Source organism: Nisaea acidiphila (genome assembly GCF_024662015.1).
GTDB lineage: Bacteria > Pseudomonadota > Alphaproteobacteria > Thalassobaculales > Thalassobaculaceae > Nisaea > Nisaea acidiphila.
Genome location: NZ_CP102480.1, coordinates 179,688 through 202,758 on the forward strand (window position 1 = coordinate 179,688; position 23,071 = coordinate 202,758).

The following is a 23,071-nucleotide window of genomic DNA, read 5'->3' on the forward strand; positions in this document are numbered from 1 at the left end:
GGCACCGGAAGGCAGGAACAGGGCCCCGTCAGCCATCATGGACGGGGCCATTCCATGCCGAGAGCGATCAGCTCTTCTCGGGCTCGTCTTTGGCGTCGACCGGCCGTTTTTCGACGACTTCGTCGATCAGGCCGAACTTTTTGGCCTCTTCCGGAACCATGAAATTGTCGCGCTCCATGGCGTTTTCAATCTCATCCAGCTTCCGGCCGGTATGATAGACATAAATCTCGTTCAGACGCGCACGCGTCGCAAGAATCTCGCGGGCGTGGATCTCGATATCGGTAGCCTGTCCCTGGAATCCGCCGGAAGGCTGGTGGATCATCACCTTCGCATGCGGAAGACAATAACGCTTGCCTTTCGCCCCTGCCGTCAACAGCAGGGAGCCCATGGACGCCGCCTGACCGATACAGACTGTCGACACGTCGGGACGGATATACTCCATGGTGTCATACATCGCGAGACCGGACGAAACGACGCCGCCCGGAGAGTTGATGTACATCGAGATGTCCTTTGTCGGATTCTCGGCTTCCAGAAACAGCAGCTGCGCGCAGACGACGCTGGAAATGGCGTCGTTGATCGGGCCGACCACGAAAATGATCCGCTCTTTCAGCAGGCGGGAATAGATGTCGTAGGCCCGCTCCCCTCGATTGGTCTGCTCGACCACCATGGGGACCAAGGAGTTCATATAGATCTCTGCGGGATCATTCATTTCAGTCGGCCTTCTTGGGTTACGTCGCGTTCAGGATCGTTTCAAATCATATGGGGCTTTTCGCCCCATACAACACCCCTTAAGCGTCGTCTTCCGCCTTCTTGGCGGAGGTCTTCTTGGCCGGAGCCTTCTTAGCCGGGGCTTTTTTCTTCGCGGCAGGCTTCTTGGCGGCCGCTTTCTTCGCCGGCTTCTTCTCCGCGCCCTCGTCCTCGTCTTCCTTGAAGAGGTCTTCCGCGCTCACGGACTTCTCGGTGACCTTGGCCATCTCGACGATGAAATCGACGATCTTGTCCTCAAGCAGCGGGGCCCGGATGTTGGCCTGAGCCTGGGCATTCTGCTGATAGAACTCCACGACCTGCTGTTCCTGCCCCGGGTACTTGGAGGCTTCCTGATAGATCGCCCGCGCCACTTCTTCGTCGGCGATAGTAATATTGTTGAGGCGGCCGACCTCCTGGAGCAGCAATCCGAGACGGACCCGGCGCTGGGCAATGCCCCGATACTCGGCCTTGTCCTCGTCGCTCAGGCCTTCGTCCGCGGCGTGGTCGTGATGATGATGGTCGTGGTCATGATCGTGGTCATGGTCATGATCGTGATCGTGATTATGCTCTTGAGGATTTACCGCCTGGCAGATTGCCTCGTATTCGGCATCGACCATGCCTTCCGGCACATCAAACTCGTGCTTGCTCTCAAGCGCGTCGAGCAGAGTCCGCTTCAGCTTGGAGCGCGCCGCGCCCGCATATTCCTGACTGAGCTGACCCTTGATCGCTTCCTTCAGCGTATCGAGATCGTCCATGCCGAACAGCTTGGCGAACTCGTCGTCGATCACCGGATCGCTGGTCTCCCGGATCTCGGTGACCTCGGTTTCGAAGACCGCGTCCTTGCCTGCGAGCGAAGCCTGGCCGTAATTCTCCGGGAAGGTGACCTTGACGTCGACCTTGTCACCGGCATTCACGCCGACCAGTTGCTCTTCGAAGCCCGGGATGAAGGTTCCGGACCCGAGTTCGAGATGGTGGCCGTCCGCCGCGCCGCCGTCGAAGGCTTCGCCGTCGACCGTGCCCTTGAAGTTGATGACGACGATGTCGCCATCCTTGGACTTGCGCTTGCGCTTGATCGGCTCGGAGCTCTTGTGCTGGGACGCCAGCTTGCCGATCGCCTCGTCGAGTTCCTTGTCGCTCGGCTCGGCGGTCAGCCGCTCGATCTCAAGGGTCGAGAAATCGACCGGCGTGATCTCGGGCATGATGTCGACGGACATGCTGAACTCAAGATCGCCGCCTTCCTCGAACGAGGTGATTTCGATCTGAGGCTGGGTCGCGGCGCGGAGTTCCCGCTCGTCGAGCGTCTTCTGCGAGGTCTCGTTCACCGTCTTTTCAAGGACTTCGCCCATAACGGACGGGCCGTAGCGCTTCTTCAGGAGCGCAACGGGAACCTTACCCGGACGGAACCCCGGCATACGGATAGAGGGGGCCAGCTGCGTCAGGCGTGCATCGACTTCACCGCTGATCGTCTCGGCGGGGATCACGACCTTGAACTCGCGCTTCAGGCCTTCGGAGGAAGTTTCGGTAACCTGCATTGGTTTTCGCTCAATCTGCTTCGTCTGCGTACGCCCACGATACTCGCGCCATGGCCAGCCCGGTGGTGCGGGTGAAGGGACTTGAACCCCCACGGCTTTCGCCACCAGAACCTAAATCTGGCGTGTCTACCAATTCCACCACACCCGCGGACCGCTGGCGTCCATGGAGGCGCCATGTCGTATTGGACCGGCATGGCTATCCGAACCGGGGGAGCGCGTCAACACTTATGGGTTTCAGTCGCGAACGAGCGGTTTCACCGAAGAGGAAACGGCGATTTTTCCGTCGGCCGAATAGGCCCCGCTGTTGGTCTCGATATCCGACAGACGATAGAGATAATTGATCATCATCCCATGCGCCTGCGCGAGCCCTTTCTTCGAGGTGTCGCCGAGCCAGTTCAGGCGCTCCATCCGCGCCCCATTCGACAGATGGAAATGGGCAACCGGGTCCCTCGCCTTTCCGTCCGGACGGCGGTCCGCATAAAGATACCGGGCCGCCATGCGGGTCACCGGTCCCTGCAGCGCCGCTGCCAGATGTTCGTCGTCGTACCAGTTCGCCCGCCCGAGCGCGGATTTCAGAAGGTCCGCGTCCGTCTCGCCATCCGTGACCTGTCCGAGCGCTTTCCGCTCCTGGTTGGTCAACTCAAAGCCGTTTTCCTCGAGCGTTCTCGCGGACCATTTCGCCAGTCCCGGAATAGGGGAAAGCGTGGCGAACTTCTTCAGATTCGGGAAGTCATGTTTCAGCAGCTCGACAACGCGCTTGATAAGGAAATTGCCGAAGCTGATGCCGACCAGACCCTTCTGGGCATTCGAGATCGAGTAGAAAATCGCCGTGGTTGCGGCCGATACATCGCCCATCGGAGCGTCCGCATCCAGAATGTCGTGTACGTTCGCGGCCATGTCGGGCAGCAACGCCACCTCGACGAAGATCAAGGGCTCGGCCGGCATCGCCGGGTGAAAATAGGCAAAGCAGCGCCGGTCAGAATCGAGCCGGTTCTTGAGGTCGTCCCAGGAGCGGATCTCGTGCACGGCCTCGTAGGCGATCAGTTTCTCCAGAATCGCCGCCGGGCTCTCCCAGGTGATCTGTTTAAGCTCCAGCAGGCCGACATCGAACCAGGCCGCCAACATCTCCCGCAAATCATCCGAAAGCGCCTTGATGGCGGGCTCACTCCGGGCGTGCTCAAGCATCACAACCCGCATATCGACGAGGAATTTCACACCCTCAGGCAGCGTGGTGAAGCGCTTCAGCAACCGACGCCAGCGCGGCTCCAGTGCCCGCCGCAACTTGCTTTCCGCCTTGGCGCGGGCGTCCGGATCCTCCGCCCCCCGCACGGCTTCCATGGCCGCGTCGACGGCGTCGCGGTCCACGCCATAATTTTCAGCAAGCAGTTTGAGAAAGCGCAGCTGACCGGTCCCATCCAGCGCGAGATAGGTCCGCCCGAGACCAGCCGCCCGGGCGCGCGCCGACACCTCGTCGGAGCGAACCGTGAGGCAATCCTCCATTTGCTGGTGCACTCGCTCGAGGTCGTCCTCGGGAAGCTCCGGGCGCGGAAGGCCCGTGATCATGTAGCGGGTGGAATCGGACAGTCCCGACCATGCCTGGCGCAGGTTCGAGAGCGTACGGTCGATGAAGCTTGTCGGTTGATCGTTCGGCATATTCAGAAGATGGCCCAGCTCTGCATCGCCTTCAATGGTCTCTTGATGACGCCTTGGTGTCACTCGTCGCCCGGACGAGAATCTCGGACAGAATATCGGGGAAGATTTCGGGCAGATCCTCGGCGATCAGGCCCGGCCCGAACCGGTCCGCCGCCGCCCCATTGATCCAGACAGCGGCGGCGGCGGCCTCGAAAGGCGGCATGCCCTGTGCCAGCAGGCCGAGAATGGTACCGGCAAGAACGTCTCCCGTACCACCGGTGGCCAGCCAGGGCGGAGCATTGCTGTTGATCGCTGCCCGCCCGTCCGGGGCCGCTACAACCGTATCGGGCCCCTTGAGCACCAGAACCGCCCCTGTCCGCGAAGCGGCCGCGCGGGCCCGTTCAAGCTTGCTTCCCAACAGCCCCCGGAACAGACGCTCGAATTCGCCCTCATGCGGCGTCAGCACTGCAGGACCGGAGATGTTTCGGGAAAGCCCCTCAATATTTCCGGCGAAGGCCGTAAGCGCGTCGGCATCCAGCACGACAGCCTTGTTCGTTCGGAGAGCGGCATTCGCGAACTCGCGCGTGCGGCCAGTCAAACCATGGCCGGGTCCGACAAGGACCGCATTCTTCCGGGTGTCTCCGAGGATTGCCTCAAAGGCCGGGAGATCCGGCGCGGGCAGGACGATCGCACCCGGCGCGTCCAGCGCGTAGAGGTCGCAATGTTCCGGCAAAGCCGCGATACTCAAGAGACCGGCTCCAATCCGCCGCGCGGCACGGGCGGCAAGCCGCCCGGCTCCAGTCATCGGCCCGCCGCTCACGACCGCATGACCGCGGGTGTATTTGTGACTCGCGGCGCCCGCGCGGGGAAATTGATCTCGCCAGAGGACCGGGCCGTTCTCGGAGATCGCCGGCCCTATATCTTCCAGCACATCAGTTCCGATACCGATATCGGCGAGCACAAGCTCTCCCGTGAGCTGGCGGCCCGGATAAAGCAGATGCCCGGGCTTCTTGCGGAAAAAAGTCACGGTCAGGGCCGCAGGCACCGCGACTCCGCGGACGGCTCCGCTGTTCCCATCGACCCCGCTCGGAATATCCACAGCGACGGAGATCAGCGCGCCCTGTTCGACCCGCGCCTTCGCGTCACTGAGGAAATCGAACGCCGTTCCCTCGATATCGCGCGCGAGACCGGCGCCGAAAACCGCATCGACCAGAATGTCCGCACCGTCCAGGCGCTCCGGGTCCATTTCCCCTACCGGACCGTCCCAGGTTCGTGCCGCAAGCGCCGCATCGCCGGATAAACGATCCCGATCGCCGAGCAACACCAGTTCGACCGGCCAGCCATCGTCCCGCAACAGGCGTGCGACAACGAAACCGTCACCGCCGTTATTGCCCGGCCCGCAGGCAACCAACACCGGTCCGGTCGCAAATCGCTCTTTGATCGAGGCGGCGACCGACCGGCCGGCGGCTTCAATCAGATCGATACCGGGCATGCCGCCCTCTATCGTCATCCGGTCGGCCTCGCCCATTTCCGAAACGGTGAGCAGCGCCAGCTCGTTCACCCCAGATCTCCCAATCCATCCCCGGCCCCGGCAATTCGCCGCAGGCTGTTGCTCTTGTCGAAACCACAGGATAAGTCGAGAGTACAGGCCATGGAATGCGCGAATGCACTCACCTCGACGCAGAGCCGGATTCTTAAATGATTATTCTGACGCGTTTTCTCTGGCTGGCCCTCGGGGTACTCGGGTTTGTCGCCGTCGCTCTTGGGGCCTATGGTGCGCATGCAGCCGGGTTCGATGCACTTGCCCGCGACCGCTTCGAGACCGCGCTACTCTATCAGCTTGTCCACCTTGCCGGGCTAGCCGCCGCGCTGCTCCTCGCCAACCAGTCCAAGGCGCGACTGGCTCTAGCGAGCGCCCTGCTCTTCATCGCAGGCATGCTTTTGTTCTCGGGATCGCTATATGCGAACGCTTTCAGCGGCGGCCAGATACCGACCGGGCTCGCACCGCTCGGCGGGATCAGCTTCATGGCAGGCTGGATCGCACTCGGAATTGCCGGAGCACGGACAGTCAGGCCTTAATTCGAAGAGGGAAAATGGGGCGAGTGATGGGTCTTGAACCCACGACCTCCAGATCCACAATCTGGCGCTCTAACCAGCTGAGCTACACCCGCCACATGGTCTCCCGCGTGACCGCGAGGGCCGTTTAACTACTGTAACACGGAAAGTCCGTCAACCGGTTTGCCATGCGAAATTCCCAGCGACTTCTAGCTGCCGAAATAGGCTGCCAGTTTCGCGACGGCCTCATCCAGGATCGCATCCTGTTTGGCGAAACAGAAGCGAATGAAATTCTTTGGCGCCGCTCCGTGATAGAACGCGCTGACGGGTACCGCGGTCACCCCTGCTTCCGTGGTTATATGGCGGCAGAACTCAATGTCGTCACCGTCGAATCCGAGACCGGAGATATCGACAAACTGGAAGTAAGTTCCTTCGCATTCGACGCAGTCGAAGCCGTTGATCCGGCTGAGCCCGTCCGCCAGACGATTGCGCTTGGCCTGCATTGAGTCTCTAAGCCCGTGAAAATAGCCGTCGCCGAGGCCGAGGCCGTAGGCGACCGCACGCTGCAGGTTCGGTGCTGTCGTGAAGACCAGAAACTGGTGCGCCTTTGAAATCGGCTGCAGCAGCTCTGCCGGAGCCGTCAGATAGCCGACCTTCCAACCAGTGAGGGAGAAGGTCTTGCCCGCGGATCCGATCCGAACGCAGCGCTCGCGCATCCCCGGCAATGTCATGAGCGGGTGGTGCCGGCGGCCGTCGAAAGCCATGTGCTCGTAGACCTCGTCACAGACCGCGTAACAATCGTTCGCGATCACGATCTCCGCGATCGCGCTTAGCTCTTCTTCCGTAAAGACCTTCGAGGCCGGATTCATCGGCGAGTTCAGGACCAGCAACTTGGTCTTCTCGGTGAATGCCGCCTTAAGGGCCGCAATATCGAGATTCCATTCCGGCGGCCGCAGCGTGACGACCCGGGGAATGCCCCCTGCCCGTCGGATAATCGGCAGATAACAGTCATAGGTCGGCTCGATCAGCACCACTTCGTCGCCAGGCTCGATCAGCCCGAAAAAACAGGCGGCAAGCCCCTCGGTCGCACCGGTGCTGACCATGGTCTCGGTCTGCCAATCTACGTCCAGACCGTAGAAATGCTTGTTATGCGCAGCGACCGCCTGACGCAATTCAGGAACCCCCAGCATGGGCGGATATTGGTTCGGCCGGTCGAAGAGGAATTCGGACGCCTTCTTCAGGGCGGGTTCCGGACCAAAGTCATCCGGAAACCCCTGACCGAGATTGATCGATCCGTGTTCGATCGCCAGTCGCGACATGACTTCGAAAACCGTCGTTCCATAAGAGGACAGGAGGCTGTTGGCAGGCTTCATAGAAGTCACTCCGGCAGGGGCCGCGGCAAAAAAGTGCGAAGGCGCTTAGCCCAAGGCCGCGTGCTTGGCAAGACTTCCCGGTTCCACGCGGCGAAACGCCTGATTGTGAGGGATTGAGCCCGCCGCTATAAGGGCGCCGGAGAAATCAATAATTCACCGATAAATTCGGAAGGAACAGGGTTATGAGGAAGCTGGCGGAACGGCTCAACCATCTGGGGACAGAGACGGCCTTCTCCGTGCTGGCCCGCGCGAACCAGCTCGCAGCCGAAGGCAAGAGCATCATCAATCTCGGGATCGGCCAGCCGGATTTCCGCACCCCCGACAATATCGTCGAGGCTGCGGTCAAGGCCCTGCATGACGGGCACCACGGCTATACGCCGGCGAACGGAATTCCGGCTTTGCGCGACGCAGTCGCCGCCAATCTTGAGAAGCGCCACGGCGTCGCCGTCGATCCGGGCCGGGTCCTCGTCGTTCCGGGCGGCAAGGTGACCATGTTCCTCGCGATGATGATCTTCGGAGAGGAAAGCGCGGAGATCATGTTCCCCGACCCGGGCTTTCCGATCTATCAATCTGCCATCGAGTTCTCCGGCGCCAAGGCTGTATCAATCCCGCTTCGCGAGGAAAACGGCTTCGCCTTCTCGGCGGAGGAAGTGCTCGCCGGCATAACCGAGCGCACCCGCCTCATCATCGTCAACAGCCCGGCCAATCCGACCGGGGGCGTGGTCCCGCGCGCCGAGTTCGACAAGCTCGTCCGCGGCCTGCAGGCCTGGCCGGACGTTGCGATCATGAGCGACGAGATCTACAGCGAGATGCTGTATGACGGGCGCGAACATGTCAGCCTCCTGCAATATCCGGAAATCGCCGACCGGCTGATCCTGCTCGACGGATGGTCCAAGACCTACGCGATGACCGGCTGGCGGCTCGGTTACAGCGTCTGGCCAAAGGATGTCTTCCCGCACGCCGAGAAGCTCTGCGTCAACATTCATTCCTGCGTGAACGCCGCTGCGCAATATGCCGGCCTCGAGGCCCTCACCGGCCCCCAGGACGCGGTCGGCGAGATGCTGAAGGCGTTCGACGAGCGGCGCAAAGTCATCGTGCGCGAACTGAACCAAGTCCCGGGATTCCGCTGTATCGAACCCGGCGGGGCGTTCTACGCGTTCCCCAATATCGAAGGGACCGGTGTGAAGGCGCAGGCCCTGCAGGAAAAACTCCTGGAAGAGGCCGGCGTCGCCGTGATCGCGGGTACCAGCTTCGGCGGTTTCGGAGAAGGCTATCTGCGCTTCTCCTATGCGAACTCGACCGAAAACATCATTGAGGCCATCAATCGCATTAAGACCTGCCTTGCCTGATCCCTCCCAGGGCGGACAGACCATGACCGGGGCAGAAGATATCACTCTTACCTTTGTGGGCTGCGGCGATGCCTTCGGTAGCGGAGGACGCTTCAATACCTGCTTTCACGTGCAGACGCCGGAGACACGCTTTCTGATCGATTGCGGCGCAAGTTCCCTGATCGCGATGAAAGCGCTCGGCGTCGACCGCAACCCGATCGAGAGCATTCTGATCACGCATTTCCACGGCGATCATTTCGGGGGCATCCCCTATTTCATGCTGGATGCCCAGTTCTTCAGCAAACGGACCGGGCCACTGACTATCGTCGGGCCGACAGGCCTCGAGCACTGGATCGAACGCACGATGGAAACCGCCTTTCCCGGCTCTTCGCGCGCAAAACGAAAATTCGACCTCAACCTGATCGAGATTGAACCCGGAACCACACACAGCGTCGGCTCGCTCGAGATTCACGCGGAGCAAGCCCTTCACGGAGCGCCGGACGGCCCGTTCCTCGCTTACCGTATCTCAACGCGGGGCAAGACAATCGCTTATACCGGCGATACCGAATGGACCGGCAGCCTCGTCCCAATCGGAAAGAACGCCGACCTTCTGATTGCAGAGGCCTACTTCTTCGACAAACAGGTGCCTTTCCACCTGGACCTCGCGACGCTCGCAGACAGGCTGCCGGACTTGACACCCAAGCGGTTGATCCTGACCCACATGAACGAGGACATGCTCGCAAGAACAGGTTCTCTCGATTACGAAACCGCTTCGGACGGAATGGTGGTCACGTTATGAAGCTCGGACGAATTTCACGCCGCCCGAACAGACGCCCAAAAATTAGGCAGGCGCTCAGAATTTGCGCAAAAGATGGGAGGCCACACTCTCGTTCGGATCAGATAGTCACATTAAATCAATAACTTACATTTCCACGCACGATTGGCACGGAGTATGCTATTTGGGTGTCCGTGACCCGCATGGCGGGACATCAACAGCAGAGCAACGAAGCAATGAAAAAAATCGAAGCCATCATCAAGCCCTTCAAGCTCGACGAAGTGAAGGAAGCGCTGCATGAAGTTGGCATCCAGGGAATCACCGTAACCGAAGCCAAGGGGTTCGGCCGCCAGAAAGGGCATACCGAACTTTACCGAGGAGCCGAGTACGTCGTCGATTTTCTCCCCAAGGTGAAAATCGAGGTCGTTATGGAGGACTCTCTGGTCGAACGGGCCGTGGACGCCATACAGTCCGCGGCGCGCACCGGTCGTATCGGCGATGGAAAGATATTCGTTTCCGGCGTCGATGATGTCATCCGTATCCGAACCGGAGAATCCGGGGGCGATGCCCTCTAGGGGGCAATGAACCCGTTCCGCCTTACCGGAGGAACGAAACGCCCGCACTGATGTCAGTCGGGCGAAACAATGGCAGGGACACCCGGGGAGAGGGGCCCGCCGAAACAGGGAGCACCGCCACCAAGGCGTTCGGACAACCAGGCACAGGTTGGCCAAGCGCCGCAAAGGCAAGCCCCTCTTAGGAGTCAGGAAGGAAGACTTATGTCTGATGTGAACGCCGTCATGAGCATGATCAAGGAACACGACTGCAAGTTCGTTGATCTGCGCTTCACGGATCCGCGCGGCAAGATGCAGCACGTGACCCAGGCCATCGAAACGATCGACGAAGAGAGCCTCACCGAAGGCTTCATGTTCGACGGCTCCTCCATCGCCGGCTGGAAGGCGATCAACGAGTCCGATATGAACCTGATGCCGGACCTGTCGAGCGCCCGTGTCGATCCGTTCTTCGCGCAGCCGACCCTGATGCTGTTCTGCGACGTTCTGGACCCGATCACCGGTCAGCCGTATGAGCGCGACCCGCGTTCGACCGCGAAAGCCGCTCTGAATTACCTCAACAGCCTCGGTATCGGCGACACCGCGTTCTTCGGCCCGGAAGCCGAGTTCTTCGTGTTCGAAGACGTTAAGATCAAAACCGGCAGCAACGTCGGCTACTACGAGCTCGATCATCCGGAACTCCCGGCCAATTCCGCCCGCGCCTACGAAGAAGGCAACATGGGTCACCGTCCGGGCGTTAAGGGCGGCTACTTCCCGGTCCCGCCGGTCGACAGCGAGCAAGACCTGCGCAGCGAAATGCTGGCGGTCATGGGTGAAATGGGTGTGCCGATCGAAAAGCACCACCACGAAGTCGCCCCGGGCCAGCACGAGCTCGGCATGAAGTTCGGAACTCTTCTGGAAACCGCGGACTGCCTGCAGCTTTACAAATACGTCGTGCATAACGTCGCGCACGCCTATGGCAAGACCGCGACCTTCATGCCGAAGCCGATCGCAGAAGACAACGGCTCTGGCATGCACGTGCACCAGTCGATCTGGAAGGACGGCAAGCCGCTCTTCGCGGGCAACGGGTACGCCGACCTCTCCGAAATGTGCCTGTACTACATCGGCGGCATCATCAAGCACGCCAAGGCGATCAACGCTTTCGCGAACTCCACGACCAACAGCTACAAGCGTCTGGTCCCGGGCTTCGAAGCGCCGGTGCTGCTCGCCTACTCCTCGCGGAACCGCTCGGCCTCCTGCCGTATACCGTTCGTGAACAGCCCGAAGGGCAAGCGCGTCGAGGTTCGGTTCCCGGATGCCGCCGGCAACCCTTACCTGACCTTCTCCGCGATGCTGATGGCCGGCCTCGACGGCATTCAGAACAAGATCCATCCGGGCGACCCGATGGACAAGGATCTGTACGACCTGCCGCCGGAAGAACTCGCCGACGTCCCGACCGTCGCGGGCAGCCTGCGCGAAGCGCTGGAATGCCTCGATGCGGACCGTTCGTTCCTGACCCAGGGCGATGTCTTCACCGACGATCAGATCGATGCCTATATCGAGCTGAAGATGGAAGAGGTCATCAAGTTCGAACAGGCCCCGCATCCGGTCGAGTTCCAGATGTACTACTCCGTCTAAGACGGCCAGGCGGCCGGACCTTCCGGCCGCCGCGTCTTACGACGACACCAAGTCCTCCCGCCGGTGCGCTTATGGCCGGCGGGCGGCTTCCTCCCAAAACTCGGGCCGCCTCGTGCGGCCCGTTTTTTTGTCAGGTGGCACGGCCCCGGGCACGGGGACGAGCGAAAGCAATGACCAAGCCGCTGGCAACGATCATCCCTCCCCCGACGATCAGATGCAGCCCCGGCACCTCGTCGAAGAAAAGCAGCCCGAACAAAGCGGCGTAGAGCAGCGTGCTGTAATAGAACGGCGCGATGAAGTTCGCCTCGCCCATCGCCGCCGCCTTAATGAACAGCAATTGCCCGCACACCATGATCGAGCCGACGCCGACCAGGTACGGCATCTGCTCCCAGCTCGGGAGCTCCATGAACGGGATTGCCGCCAGCCCCGAGATGACAAGACCGGCGAGATTGTTGATGGCAAGAATGGTCAACGGTTTGTCGCTCTGCGCCAGGACCCGGATCGTCACCACCTCCGCGCCGACCAGGAGCGCCGACAACAGGGCGATCATCGCTCCCGTCTGGAAAACACCGGCTCCCGGTTGGTTCATCACGACGACGCCCGCCAGACCGACGGCGGCGCCGAACCAGCGCAACGGCACCAGTTGCTCCTTCAGGACAAGAATGGCGAAAACCATGGCGAAGATCGGGCTTGTCCAGGCGATTGCGAGCGCATCCGCGAGCGGCATCATGCCGACCGCGGCGAAGGACGCCGCGACCCCGGCCGCGCCGAACACCACACGGACACCGTGTTTCATCGGGATGGATGTTCGGAACACGCCGCGCCCTCGATGCAGGACGAAGGGAAGCAGGGTCAGGAAGCCGAACAGAAAACGCGAGAACGCGATCTGGACCGGATGCAGCGCCGGACCGGCCTCCAGCAACTGCACGGCTTTCGCGCAAGCATTCGCTCCGGCGAAGAATGCACAGGAAATCACGACCAGCAGGGCCGTCTTCAGCGCCGTTTGCGCAGTCATATCTCGTTCCGCTCAGCCATGGGTGTGGCGGATCATCGGGAGACAGGCGCGTTCGGGCAACGAACAATGCAGAGAGTACGGAATGCAAAAATGTTCAGCGTCGGGAGCCCCCGGGCATCACCCGGCGAGACGGGTCTCCTCAATGAAGTCGATCAGCGGCTGCAGATCCATCACGTGATCGTAGGCACGCCGGCTCGTCAATTCCTGGATCGCCTTTCCTTCCGCCGCGGCCTGCGCGAACAACTGCGTATCGCGCAAAGTCGCTACTTTCGGAAATCCGAGATCTTCAAGGAAATGCTCCAGCTGTTCTGCCGCCCTGGTCCTCAGACGGACCCGGTTACCGACGAATGCGACCGCGCGCTTGTTCTTGCGGATCGGCTTCAAACCGCCGAGTTGATCGATAAAGCGCCGCGTTCCATCCTCGTCGAAGGCCGAGGGCAGCACCGGGATGACAATCACATCCGCCTGTTTCACCACGTCCTTCACCACATCGCGGCTCATCGCCGCGACGCAGTCGACCACGAGAATTTCGGTTTTCTTCCGCGGCTTCGCGCCTTCTTCCTCAAGGTCGACCCCGCGAATCCTCGGTAAATCCGAGGGGCGCCGCCTCAGCCATCCAAGAGAGCTCTGCTGCAGGTCGAGATCGCCGAGCGCCGTGTCCAGTCCGCGGGCCGCGTAATGCGCGGCCAAAGTCGTCGCGAGCGTCGTTTTCCCTGCTCCGCCCTTGGTATTCGCAACAGCGATGGTGAACATCGTTCCTCCGGTCTTCCGTACCGGCTACGCGCCGGAAACCCTGTTTGGCAGAGATCACGGAAGATCGACTTCGATACTCCGACCGCCTTCGCCGTGCTGGCTGTCACGTGCGCTCACAATCACCTTTCGCGTCCCGTCGGGGACCGCAACGCCGGAAAGCGACCGGGTGAACGGTTGCTCGTCGACATGCGGGTGATAGAGCACGCGCTCGCCCAGCAAAGTCCCGTCGGGCGTTTTCACCACCCAGGCATTGGCATAGTGATCCCACCCGGTATCGGCATGGCGCACCGTCACATGGAAGGTATAGGTGCCGTTCGATGCGCGCTCGACGCGCACCTTCTCGACATCCGCCTCACCGGCGGACGCAGCACCCGCTCCCAGAAACAGGAACATGACGGTGGCCCCTATGGAGCCGCGGCGACGGGACTTCGACTTCACGATCATCTCGCCCTTATATGCGCACACAGTACGCCTTTTGATTCGCCCTGGCAACCGGGCTCAGCTGTTTTCCAGCTTGCGCTTCCGTCCGTTGCCGTCAAGGGCGACAAAGGTGAATTGCCCCTCGGTCACGAGAACTTCATCGAGATGATACTCGCCGGAACGGATCGCCCATGCCTCGATCTTGTAGGTAAGCGAGGTCGTCCCCTGCTTCTCGAAGCTGGCATAGCAGCACAGGATATCGCCGACTTTCACCGGCTTATGAAAGGTCATCGCCTCAACACCGACCGTCGCGACCCGTCCCTTCGCATGCTGCGCGGCAGCCGTTCCGCCGGCGATATCCATCTGGCTAAGCACCCAGCCGCCGAAAATATCGCCGCTCGGATTGGTATCCGCCGGCATGGCAATCGTGCGGACTTGCAGGGTTCCGCGGGGCTGCCTCTCGTCTTGCGCCATAACGACTCCTGATTGCTTGGCGAGCACTGACCATATCTTGTAGTATTCGCAGAACGGACTACAGGATAAACGCATTTCTGACCCTCAAGGACGCATTCACTCCATGTCGGACCTGTTCCAAAGCAACGCCGCCCGCAGCGATGACGATTATTCGGCAAAGGATATCGAGGTTCTTGAGGGCCTTGAGCCCGTCCGGCGCCGCCCGGGCATGTATATCGGCGGAACCGACGAGCGGGCGATGCATCATCTGGTCGCCGAGGTGCTCGACAACTCGATGGACGAAGCCGTCGCAGGATTTGCAAGCCGGATCGAAATCGATCTGTCGGCCGACATGACCGTCACCATCCGCGACAACGGGCGCGGTATTCCGGTCGACCCGCACCCGAAATACAAGGACAAGTCGGCGCTGGAAGTCATCCTGACCACTCTGCATGCCGGCGGAAAATTCTCAGACAAGGTCTACAGCACCTCAGGCGGCCTCCACGGCGTCGGCATTTCGGTCGTGAACGCGCTGTCGGACGACCTCGAGGTGGAAGTGGCGCGGGACAAGCAGCTCTATGCGCAGCGCTTCAGCCGCGGCCATCCCCAGGGCGGACTGGAGAGCCGTGGCGCAGTCGCGAACCGGCGCGGCACCACTGTACGTTTTCACCCCGACGACGAGATCTTCGGCCGCGCCCGGTTCCGCCCGGCCCAGCTCTACCGCATGGCGCGCTCGAAAGCCTATCTGTTCAAAGGCGTCGAGATCCGCTGGTCCTGCGACACCGCCCTCATCGGCGAGGGCGACGACACACCGGCCGCCGCCACGCTGCATTATCCAGGCGGTCTCTCGGACTTCCTGACCAGCACGCTCGGCGACCGCGCCCTGATCGGCGAGGCTTTCGCCGGCGACAAGGAAGAAGCGACCCGCGAGCGCGTCGAGTGGGCCGTCACCTGGCCGGACGACAATGACGACGGCTTCATGCACGCCTATTGCAACACCATCCCGACGCCGAGCGGCGGCACCCACGAAGCAGGTCTGCGGACCGCCCTGCTCCGGGGCATTCGCGCCTATGCCGAAATGGTCGGCGGGCAGAAGAAGGCGGCTCAGATCACCGCCGAGGACGTCATGGGTGGCGCCTGCATCATGCTCTCCGTCTTCGTGAAAGACCCGCAGTTCCAAGGACAGACCAAGGAGAAGCTGGTCAGCGCGCATGCTACCAAGCTGGTCGAACAGGCGGTGAAAGATCATTTCGATCTCTGGCTTTCCGCCACTCCGGAAACGTCCAACCGCCTCCTTGAACGGATCCTGGAGCGGGCGGAGGACCGGCAGCGCCGGCGCCAGCAGAAAGAGGTCTCGCGCAAGACGGCGACCCGGAAGCTGCGCCTGCCCGGAAAGCTTGCCGATTGCTCGAGCTCCGACATGGAGGCGACAGAAATCTTCCTGGTCGAGGGCGACAGCGCCGGCGGTTCCGCCAAGCAGGCGCGCGATCGCAAGACCCAGGCGATCCTGCCTCTGCGTGGTAAGATCCTGAACGTGGCCAGCGCGTCCTCGGAGAAGCTGCGCGCCAACCAGGAACTCTCAGACATTTCCCTCGCCCTCGGCTGCGGCTCGGGCAGCAGCTACAACGAGGAGAACCTGCGCTACGGCAAGGTCATCATTATGACCGATGCCGACGTGGACGGTGCCCATATTGCGTCTCTGCTGATGACTTATTTCTTCCGCGAGATGCCGAAACTTGTCGAACAGGGCCATCTCTATCTCGCCATGCCCCCGCTCTACCGTCTGACCCAGGGCACGAAATCGGTTTATGCTCGGGACGATGCGCACCGCGAGGAACTGCTCCGGACGGAGCTCACCGGACGCGCGAAAATCGAGGTGTCTCGCTTCAAAGGTCTCGGCGAGATGCCGCCGGCACAGTTGAAGGAAACTACGATGGACCCGGAGAAGCGCATACTTCTGCGGGTTTCCGTACCGCCTTCGCTGAAAGCCGCCGATCCCGCGAGCGAAGGCGCCGAAGCTCGGCGTGTGCTGGAACAGACGGTCGAGACGCTGATGGGCCGCAAGCCGGAGCTCCGCTTCCAATTCATTCAGGAGAATGCGAAGTTCGTCACCGATCTCGACGTTTGAGGAATTGGGCGACTTCCGGCCGGCGAAGTGAAATCGGGAAATAATTTCACAATTATTACCGACCTATTGTTCCGTTACTACATTTCGCACGAAATCATGGCTGCATTGCACGGATTCGGCCATCTCTTTGTTGACAGCGGGCGCCCTGCACCTAATATCCGCCTCATCTTCGCGACTGGCACATCCAAGAAAAACCGTGCCTTCTCAGACAACGCGATAATATAGGCGGTATCTTGACGTTTTCAGACCTTGGACTTAGCGACGCGGTCGTCTCGGCGGTAACCGACGCCGGGTACACCACCCCCACCCCCATCCAGGAACAGGCAATTCCGCACGTGCTGATGGGACGGGACATTCTCGGCTGCGCGCAGACCGGTACGGGAAAGACGGCATCCTTCACGCTGCCGATGATCGATATTCTCGCTGCCGGACGGGCCAAGGCGCGCATGCCTCGGTCGCTGATCCTCTGCCCGACGCGGGAACTGGCCGCTCAGGTCGCGGACAATTTCGTCAAGTACGGCAAAAACAACCAGCTCAGCATGGCGCTGCTCATCGGCGGCGTAGCCTTCTCCGAGCAGGAGCAGAAGCTTGATCGCGGTGTGGACGTCCTGATCGCCACTCCGGGCCGCCTGCTCGACCATTTCGAGCGCGGTCGCATCCTGCTGACCGACGTGAAGGTTCTGGTGATCGACGAGGCCGACCGGATGCTCGACATGGGCTTTATTCCGGATGTCGAGCGTATCGTCAGTCTGCTACCGCGTATCCGCCAGACCCTGTTCTTCTCGGCGACGATCTCCAAGGAGATCCGCAAGCTCGCAGACGCCTTCCTGATCAATCCAAAGGAAATCACCGTCGCCGCCGCGTCCTCTGCCGCTGAGACCGTGAAGCAGTGGCGCGCCAAGGTCGCCCCGAAAGACAAGCGGGCCGCTCTGCGCAGCCTGATCGACAGCGAAAAGCCGACAAACGCCATCATCTTCTGCAACCGCAAGCGCGACGTCGGGGTCGTGCACCGCTCGCTGAAACGGCACGGTTACAATGCCGTCGAGCTGCATGGCGACATGTCACAGCCTGACCGCATGAAGACCCTACAGAGGTTCAAGGACGGCGATGCCGACTTGCTCTGCGCGAGCGACGTGGCGGCCCGCGGCCTCGACATCGCGGGTCTCAGCCACGTGTTCAATTTCGATGTCCCGACTCACGCCGAGGACTATGTGCACCGGATCGGCCGTACGGGCCGCGCCGGCCGTGAGGGGCGCGCCTTCACGCTGACGACTTCCGAAGAGGCGAAATACCTCCAGGCCATCATCAAGCTCATCGGCAAGGATATCCCGGTATGCGAGATTCCGGGCCTCACGGCTGCGGATGGCGGCGACGCCGCGCAGGAGGAAGAGCGCGGCGAAGAAAAGCGCGAGCGCGGCGGCCGACGGAAGTCCCGCTCCCGCGGCGGACGTGACGGACGCTCCGACGACACTCCCAAGGCCGACAACGTGACGGATTTCCCTGCGAAGGAGGCTCGTCCGTCTAAGCGGCGGCGCAATCGCGACGAGGATGCCGATCTGGAACCCGTGGTCGGCCTTGGCGATCACGTCCCGGCGTTTCTGCTGCGTAAGTAGTATCGGTGCCGGCATTACGGCGCCGCTTGATTTTACCGCCCATTTCGGAAACGATCTGAGCCTTCTTGGCCCTAAGCTCCGGATTTCCGATGCAGACGATCTTCGTTCAGGTTAAGTGCGAACTAGGCGAGGCCTACAACGTGGCCGACGCGGCGATTATGGATTTCGAGGAAGTCTCCGAAGTCCATTCGACATCCGGCCAGTACGATCTGATGATGAAATGCTACCTACCGGACGATACGGATATCGGTCGTTTCGTCACTGAGAAGATCCAGAGCATCGACGGCGTGAAGGATACCTTCACGATCATCACCTTCAAGGCGTTCACCTAGCCGTCCGAAGGCTAGATATTCTACAACTCACGCCTGCTCTTGCGCAGAGACCTCTTCGCCGAGGTCTTCATCTCCAGATGAGAATACCGCGCCGTCCGTGATCGCAGTTTCGAAGGACACTCCGTCCAGACGGGCGCCGGCGAAATTCGTGTTCGAACAGATTGTCTTTTCGAACTTCGCACCGTTGAGGGTTGCCGGAAACCGGACGACGCGTCGGTCGCCGCGGGTACTCAAAACGTTGACGAAGCCGAGATCGGCCTTTGCGATGTTCGCGGAGGACAGGTCGGCATTCATCAGGATGACGCCGCGCATATCGGCATCCATGAAGTTCGTGTTCGAAAGATTGGCGCCGGTGAAATCGGCCATCGTCAGGAACGAGCTACCGAAATTGCACTTCTCAAGATTTGCGCCGGTGAACTTGGCGACGCTGAGATCCGCATTTCGGAAGTCGAGACCGGTCATGTTGGCCCCCGAAAAATCAGCCTGCTCGCCTTCCTTACCGTCCGTCGCCAGCCATTTCATGTGCTTCTGGACTTTGACCTTGAGACTTTCCTCAAGATCCCTGATGCCGAGAAACACCCGGCAATTATCGAGGCGTGCGCCTTTTATATCGCAGACCGAAACGTCCACATTCCGGAGCACGGCCCCCTCGAGGTCCGCGCCGCGAAGACTTGCACCTTTCAGATTGGTGCCCGCCATCACGGCGTTCTTCATGCGCGCAAGCTCGAGATTCGCACCTTCGAGATCCGCACCGGAGAAATTGACGGCGATAAGCTCTGCTTCGGAGAGGTTGCTGTTCTTAAGCGACGCCCCCTCAAGATTTGCTTCCGACATGTTTGAACGGGAGAAATTCGACTTGTCGAGAACCGCATCCGACATATCGACGCTCTGGGTGCGCTCCATGCCCGCGTCGCGGATATCTCCGGGGCGCATATCGGCTTCGCGGAAATCCGATCCGCCGAGGCGGGCGCCCGTAAATTTTGCGCCGCGCAGATCCGCACGGAAAAAATTCGATCCTGCAAGATTTGCCCGCCGCATGACGGCGCCGAACATGTCGGCTCCCGAGAAATCGCCACGAACGAAGGCGGCTCCGGTCATGTCCACGCCGGAAAGAAGTGCGCTGTGTAACTTAGCGTTGGGCGCGCGCAATCCCTTCAGACTTGCATTTCGCAAATCCGCACGCTTGCATCCGGGTACGCCATCAAGGAAGCCTCGATGGAGGACGATTATTTCTTTAAGTGCAGCTTCATCCATCGAGATGCAGTTCCGGCGCGGCTCCAACGAAAACTATACCAGAAGGTTATTGAGCTGGTCTTTTTCCGATTTTTCAAGCACTAAAGATTACAAAGGAGCGCTTATTTAAATCGAATTGTATTGATTTCATGGGGATTTTAGCAGTGCATTGGTTAACGCATTGCTAACCGCCGCTTGTGTCGGGTCAATAACCGGGATGCCAATCTCCTCTTCGAGAGCCGCGCGGTACCTCGCCATCCCGGCACACCCAAGCACCACGACCTGCGCACCGTCGAGCTCGCGTAGCTCATTGCCTTTTTCCACCAACCGGGCATAGGCCCGCGTCTCATCCGACAGCTCCACAACACCGAGGCCGAGCGCGCGCTCGCCGGCCAGACGGGACTCGAAGCCGAGGGTGCGGATATAGCGCATGTGGCGCGGGATCGACTTCTCAAGGATCGCTATGACACCGAAGTTGCCGGCGACGCTCATCGCCCTCAGCATTCCTGACTCGGCGATCCCGAAGACCGGCTTGCCCGCCGCTTCCCGCGCGGCATGGATACCCGGATCGGAATAGCAGGCGATAACGAATGCGGACGCGCTGTTCGCGCGGCGGGCCACAATCTCCCGCACCTGAACGGCGGCAAGATCGGCATCTGCCTGGCTCTCAACGCCGGGAGGACCATCCGGATTGGTCAGGCATTCGATGTCAGGACCGCCAGGCAGCCGGAGACCTTCGAGAGCGTCGCTCATCGCCTCCGTAACCGCTTCGGTGCTGTTCGGGTTGATCACAACGATCGGATCACTCATCGGCTTAGCTCTCTTCCCCAAGTCCCTTGGCAACAAGTTCGGTAACGTCGGGCGAGAGCCCGGCATAGCGACGGATCCGCTCCAGGCATTGCCGCATCATACGCTGGCGCGCCTCGTCGTAGCGCTTCCAGCGCGTCAAGGGCGCCACGAGGCGCGCGGCGACCTGCGGGTTCATCTCATCAAGCCGGACAACCTGATCCGCGAGAAAGTTGTATCCGGCGCCGTCGGGCGCGTGGAAACGGACCGGGTTCCCACTGGAGAAAGCCCCTATCACCGCGCGCACACGGTTCGGCGTCGCGAGGTCGAATTTCGGATGTTCAAGCAGCCTCTTCACCGTTTCCAGCGTATCCGGCAATGAACTCGTCGCCGAGAGCGTGAACCATTTGTCGAGCACCAGCGGTGTGTCCTGCCAGCGATCGTGGAACGCCTTCATCGCATCGCGGCGTTCCGGACAATCGACGTTATTGAGCGCCTGCAGGGCCGACATGCTTTCGGTCATGGTTGTCGCCGCGGCAGCCTGGAGTGCTGCGAGCGCCACGGCTCCGGTATCACCGCCCGCGACAAGATATCCAAGTGCAACGGCCTTGAGAGCCCGCGAGCCCATGGCCGCCGTCGACATGTCTTCCGGATCGTGTGCGATGGAGAGCCGGTCATAGCTTTCCTGGAACAGGCCGGCATGGCGCAGACCTATTTCGCGCCGCGCGGCATTGCGGGCTGCGTGAATGGCCTCCGGGTCCGCCGGCGTCATCGCATCGGCAAGCACGCTCTCGCCTGGAAGAGTCAGCAATTCGGCCGCGAAAGCGGGCTCGATGTCGGGACCGCTCAGGATCTCTCCGACCGCTTGCAGGAAATCGTCATCCAAAACCGCATCGTACCGCCCCTTACGCGCGGCCGCGGTGAGCGCTCCGGTAAGATAGGCCTGCCCCGCATCCCAGCGCGCGAAAGGGTCGTCATCGTGCCGGTAGAGGAAGCACTCCTGCTCCGCGGTCCGGTTGGTACGCAGCCTGACCGGCGCCGAAAAACCTCGCAGCAGGGACGGCACCGGACGGTCGTCGACATTCTCAAAAACGAAAACCTGTTCGGATTGGCTAACCGGAAGGACGCGGGCCTTCGGGATGTCCTCGGCATTCTCTCCGAGCAATTGAAGCGGCAGAGCTTGGCCTTCCCCATCAAGCAGCGCCATCGAGAGCGGGATAAGCATCGGCTCTTTGGCAGGCTGCCCCGGCGTCGGTGGCAGGATTTGACGCACCTTGAGCGTGGCTGTTTTGGCATCCGGGTCATGCGCAAGATCGACTTCAAGCTCGGGTGTCCCCGACTGGCTGTACCAAAGCCGGAACTGCCCGAGATCGATGCCGCTCGCGTCTTCCATCGCCGCGACAAAATCCTCGCAGCGAACCGCCTGCCCGTCATGCCGCTCGAAATAGAGATCCATCCCCCTGCGGAAGGCATCGGCTCCCAGCAGTTCATGGATCATCCGGATGACCTCGGCCCCCTTTTCGTAGATGGTCACCGTGTAGAAATTATTGATCTCAAGATAGCTCTCGGGCCGTACCGGGTGTGCCGTCGGCCCTGCATCTTCCGGGAACTGGACTGCCCGCAGCAGCCGCGCATCGGCCACTCGCTTCACCCCGCGCGAATGGGTATCGGAAGTGAATTCCTGATCGCGAAAGACCGTCAAGCCTTCCTTGAGGCTGAGCTGAAACCAGTCCCGGCAGGTCACCCGGTTGCCGGTCCAGTTATGAAAATATTCATGCGCGACGATGCCTTCGAGGCGCTCATAGTCAGCATCCGTTGCGGTCTGAGGGTCAGCCAGCACGAACTTGCTGTTGAAGATGTTCAGCCCCTTGTTCTCCATCGCTCCCATGTTGAAGTGGCTGACGGCGACGATCATGAAGAGATCGAGATCGTATTCGAGACCGAAGCGCTCCTCGTCCCATTTCATGGAGCGCTTGAGGCTGTCCATGGTGTGGCCGGTGAGATGTTCGTTGCCATGCTCGACATAGACCCGAAGTTCCACCTCCCGGCCCGACATGGTGCGGAAACTGTCCCGGACACAGGCGAGATCTCCGGCGACCGCGGCGAAGAGATAGGACGGCTTCGGAAACGGGTCGTGCCAGACAGCGAAATGACGACCTTCATCAAGCATTCCGGACTGCATCAGATTGCCGTTTGAGAGCAGCACAGGAAACCGATCCGCATCCGCTTCCAGACGTGTCGTATAGACAGCCATGACGTCCGGACGGTCCGGGAAGTAGGTGATCCGGCGAAAGCCTTCGGCCTCGCACTGTGTGCAATACATGCCGTCGGACATGTAAAGTCCTTCGAGGGCCGTATTCTTTTCCGGCTCGATCGTCGTGACGATTTCCAGCGTAAAGTTTTCCGGAACAGCAGAAAGGAAAAGCTTGTCGCCCTCGATACGGTAACCTCCTTCCGGCACCGCCGCGCCATTCAGCGAGATGGACAGCAGGCGGAGCCCCTGTCCGTCGAGCTCAAGCACATCCGTAATGTCCGTCGTCTGCGGGTTCCGCCGCCCCTGGAGAGTACTGGCAACCTTCGTCTCACCGTCGCGAAGGTCGAAATCGAGCGCGACTGTATCGATCATGAAGGCCGGCGGGGTGTAATCGGAAAGTCTCTTCACTTGCGGTCCGGCGGCGTTCTCGACGCGTGTCATTTCAACTCCGTATCT

General features: G+C 61.0%; 20 protein-coding genes and 2 tRNA genes. 8 read left to right on the forward strand and 14 right to left on the reverse strand.

Features of this window, described 5'->3' with window-relative positions:
- Positions 1–67: 67 nt before the first annotated feature.
- From clpP to NUH88_RS00910, 5 genes are all read right to left on the reverse strand, one after another.
- On the reverse strand, positions 68–709 hold the full coding sequence (clpP, locus tag NUH88_RS00890) for an ATP-dependent Clp endopeptidase proteolytic subunit ClpP (protein WP_308220084.1): 642 nt from the start codon (positions 707–709) through the stop codon (positions 68–70).
- 79 nt (positions 710–788) lie between these two features.
- A complete protein-coding gene (gene tig, locus NUH88_RS00895; RefSeq protein ID WP_257769381.1) occupies positions 789–2,279 on the reverse strand; it encodes a trigger factor in 1,491 nt (496 codons plus the stop codon).
- Positions 2,280–2,342: 63 nt separating this feature from the next.
- Positions 2,343–2,427 (reverse strand) — tRNA-Leu (locus NUH88_RS00900).
- 86 nt (positions 2,428–2,513) lie between these two features.
- Positions 2,514–3,932 carry a malonyl-CoA decarboxylase gene (locus NUH88_RS00905; RefSeq protein ID WP_257769382.1) on the reverse strand — a complete coding sequence of 473 codons (1,419 nt, stop codon included), beginning with the start codon at positions 3,930–3,932 and terminating at the stop codon, positions 2,514–2,516.
- A 31-nt stretch (positions 3,933–3,963) separates the two neighbouring features.
- A complete protein-coding gene (locus NUH88_RS00910) occupies positions 3,964–5,472 on the reverse strand; it encodes an NAD(P)H-hydrate dehydratase (protein WP_257769383.1) in 1,509 nt (502 codons plus the stop codon).
- A gap of 137 nt (positions 5,473–5,609) precedes the next feature.
- On the opposite strand from NUH88_RS00910, the gene NUH88_RS00915 reads away from it, so the two are divergent.
- Positions 5,610–5,990: a DUF423 domain-containing protein gene (locus NUH88_RS00915; RefSeq protein WP_257769384.1), complete on the forward strand. Its 381-nt coding sequence runs from the start codon at positions 5,610–5,612 to the stop codon at positions 5,988–5,990.
- 15 nt (positions 5,991–6,005) lie between these two features.
- Here NUH88_RS00915 and NUH88_RS00920 read toward each other — a convergent pair.
- Positions 6,006–6,082: transfer RNA gene (locus NUH88_RS00920), tRNA-His, on the reverse strand.
- Between the two features lie 93 nt (positions 6,083–6,175).
- On the reverse strand, positions 6,176–7,339 hold the full coding sequence (locus tag NUH88_RS00925; protein ID WP_257769386.1) for an aminotransferase: 1,164 nt from the start codon (positions 7,337–7,339) through the stop codon (positions 6,176–6,178).
- Positions 7,340–7,521: 182 nt separating this feature from the next.
- Between NUH88_RS00925 and NUH88_RS00930 the strand changes: the two genes are divergently transcribed.
- The 4 genes from NUH88_RS00930 (at position 7,522) to glnA (ending at position 11,628) form a co-directional block, all read left to right on the forward strand.
- On the forward strand, positions 7,522–8,688 hold the full coding sequence (locus tag NUH88_RS00930) for a pyridoxal phosphate-dependent aminotransferase (protein WP_257769387.1): 1,167 nt from the start codon (positions 7,522–7,524) through the stop codon (positions 8,686–8,688).
- A gap of 22 nt (positions 8,689–8,710) precedes the next feature.
- A complete protein-coding gene (locus NUH88_RS00935; RefSeq protein ID WP_257769388.1) occupies positions 8,711–9,466 on the forward strand; it encodes an MBL fold metallo-hydrolase in 756 nt (251 codons plus the stop codon).
- A 212-nt stretch (positions 9,467–9,678) separates the two neighbouring features.
- The gene (locus NUH88_RS00940) at positions 9,679–10,017 is read left to right on the forward strand and encodes a P-II family nitrogen regulator (protein ID WP_257772305.1); all 339 of its coding nucleotides are present in this window, start codon (positions 9,679–9,681) and stop codon (positions 10,015–10,017) included.
- Between the two features lie 201 nt (positions 10,018–10,218).
- Entirely contained in the window at positions 10,219–11,628 is a 1,410-nt protein-coding gene (gene glnA / locus NUH88_RS00945) for a type I glutamate--ammonia ligase (RefSeq protein ID WP_257769389.1), read from the forward strand.
- A gap of 130 nt (positions 11,629–11,758) precedes the next feature.
- On the opposite strand, the gene NUH88_RS00950 is transcribed toward glnA, so the two are convergent.
- The 4 genes from NUH88_RS00950 to NUH88_RS00965 all read right to left on the reverse strand — a co-directional run bounded on the left by NUH88_RS00950 (position 11,759) and on the right by NUH88_RS00965 (position 14,290).
- Positions 11,759–12,643, reverse strand: coding sequence for a DMT family transporter (locus NUH88_RS00950; RefSeq protein WP_257769390.1), 885 nt, complete (start codon positions 12,641–12,643; stop codon positions 11,759–11,761).
- 117 nt (positions 12,644–12,760) lie between these two features.
- Positions 12,761–13,396: a nucleotide-binding protein gene (locus tag NUH88_RS00955; RefSeq protein WP_257769391.1), complete on the reverse strand. Its 636-nt coding sequence runs from the start codon at positions 13,394–13,396 to the stop codon at positions 12,761–12,763.
- A 54-nt stretch (positions 13,397–13,450) separates the two neighbouring features.
- Positions 13,451–13,834, reverse strand: a complete 384-nt coding sequence (locus tag NUH88_RS00960) for a hypothetical protein (protein ID WP_257769392.1) — start codon at positions 13,832–13,834, stop codon at positions 13,451–13,453.
- A gap of 60 nt (positions 13,835–13,894) precedes the next feature.
- Complete coding sequence (locus NUH88_RS00965) at positions 13,895–14,290, reverse strand: acyl-CoA thioesterase (RefSeq protein ID WP_257769393.1); 396 nt, start codon at positions 14,288–14,290, stop codon at positions 13,895–13,897.
- 103 nt (positions 14,291–14,393) lie between these two features.
- On the opposite strand from NUH88_RS00965, the gene parE reads away from it, so the two are divergent.
- From parE to NUH88_RS00980, 3 genes are all read left to right on the forward strand, one after another.
- Positions 14,394–16,397, forward strand: coding sequence for a DNA topoisomerase IV subunit B (gene parE / locus NUH88_RS00970; protein ID WP_257769394.1), 2,004 nt, complete (start codon positions 14,394–14,396; stop codon positions 16,395–16,397).
- A gap of 233 nt (positions 16,398–16,630) precedes the next feature.
- Positions 16,631–18,010, forward strand: a complete 1,380-nt coding sequence (locus NUH88_RS00975) for a DEAD/DEAH box helicase (protein WP_257769395.1) — start codon at positions 16,631–16,633, stop codon at positions 18,008–18,010.
- An 89-nt stretch (positions 18,011–18,099) separates the two neighbouring features.
- The gene (locus NUH88_RS00980) at positions 18,100–18,342 is read left to right on the forward strand and encodes an Lrp/AsnC ligand binding domain-containing protein (protein WP_257769397.1); all 243 of its coding nucleotides are present in this window, start codon (positions 18,100–18,102) and stop codon (positions 18,340–18,342) included.
- Between the two features lie 27 nt (positions 18,343–18,369).
- On the opposite strand, the gene NUH88_RS00985 is transcribed toward NUH88_RS00980, so the two are convergent.
- The 3 genes from NUH88_RS00985 to pepN all read right to left on the reverse strand — a co-directional run bounded on the left by NUH88_RS00985 (position 18,370) and on the right by pepN (position 23,056).
- Positions 18,370–19,596, reverse strand: a complete 1,227-nt coding sequence (locus tag NUH88_RS00985) for a pentapeptide repeat-containing protein (protein WP_257769399.1) — start codon at positions 19,594–19,596, stop codon at positions 18,370–18,372.
- Positions 19,597–19,722: 126 nt separating this feature from the next.
- Positions 19,723–20,385 carry an aspartate/glutamate racemase family protein gene (locus NUH88_RS00990; protein WP_257769401.1) on the reverse strand — a complete coding sequence of 221 codons (663 nt, stop codon included), beginning with the start codon at positions 20,383–20,385 and terminating at the stop codon, positions 19,723–19,725.
- Between the two features lie 4 nt (positions 20,386–20,389).
- Positions 20,390–23,056 carry an aminopeptidase N gene (gene pepN / locus NUH88_RS00995; protein ID WP_257769403.1) on the reverse strand — a complete coding sequence of 889 codons (2,667 nt, stop codon included), beginning with the start codon at positions 23,054–23,056 and terminating at the stop codon, positions 20,390–20,392.
- Positions 23,057–23,071 lie beyond the last annotated feature (15 nt).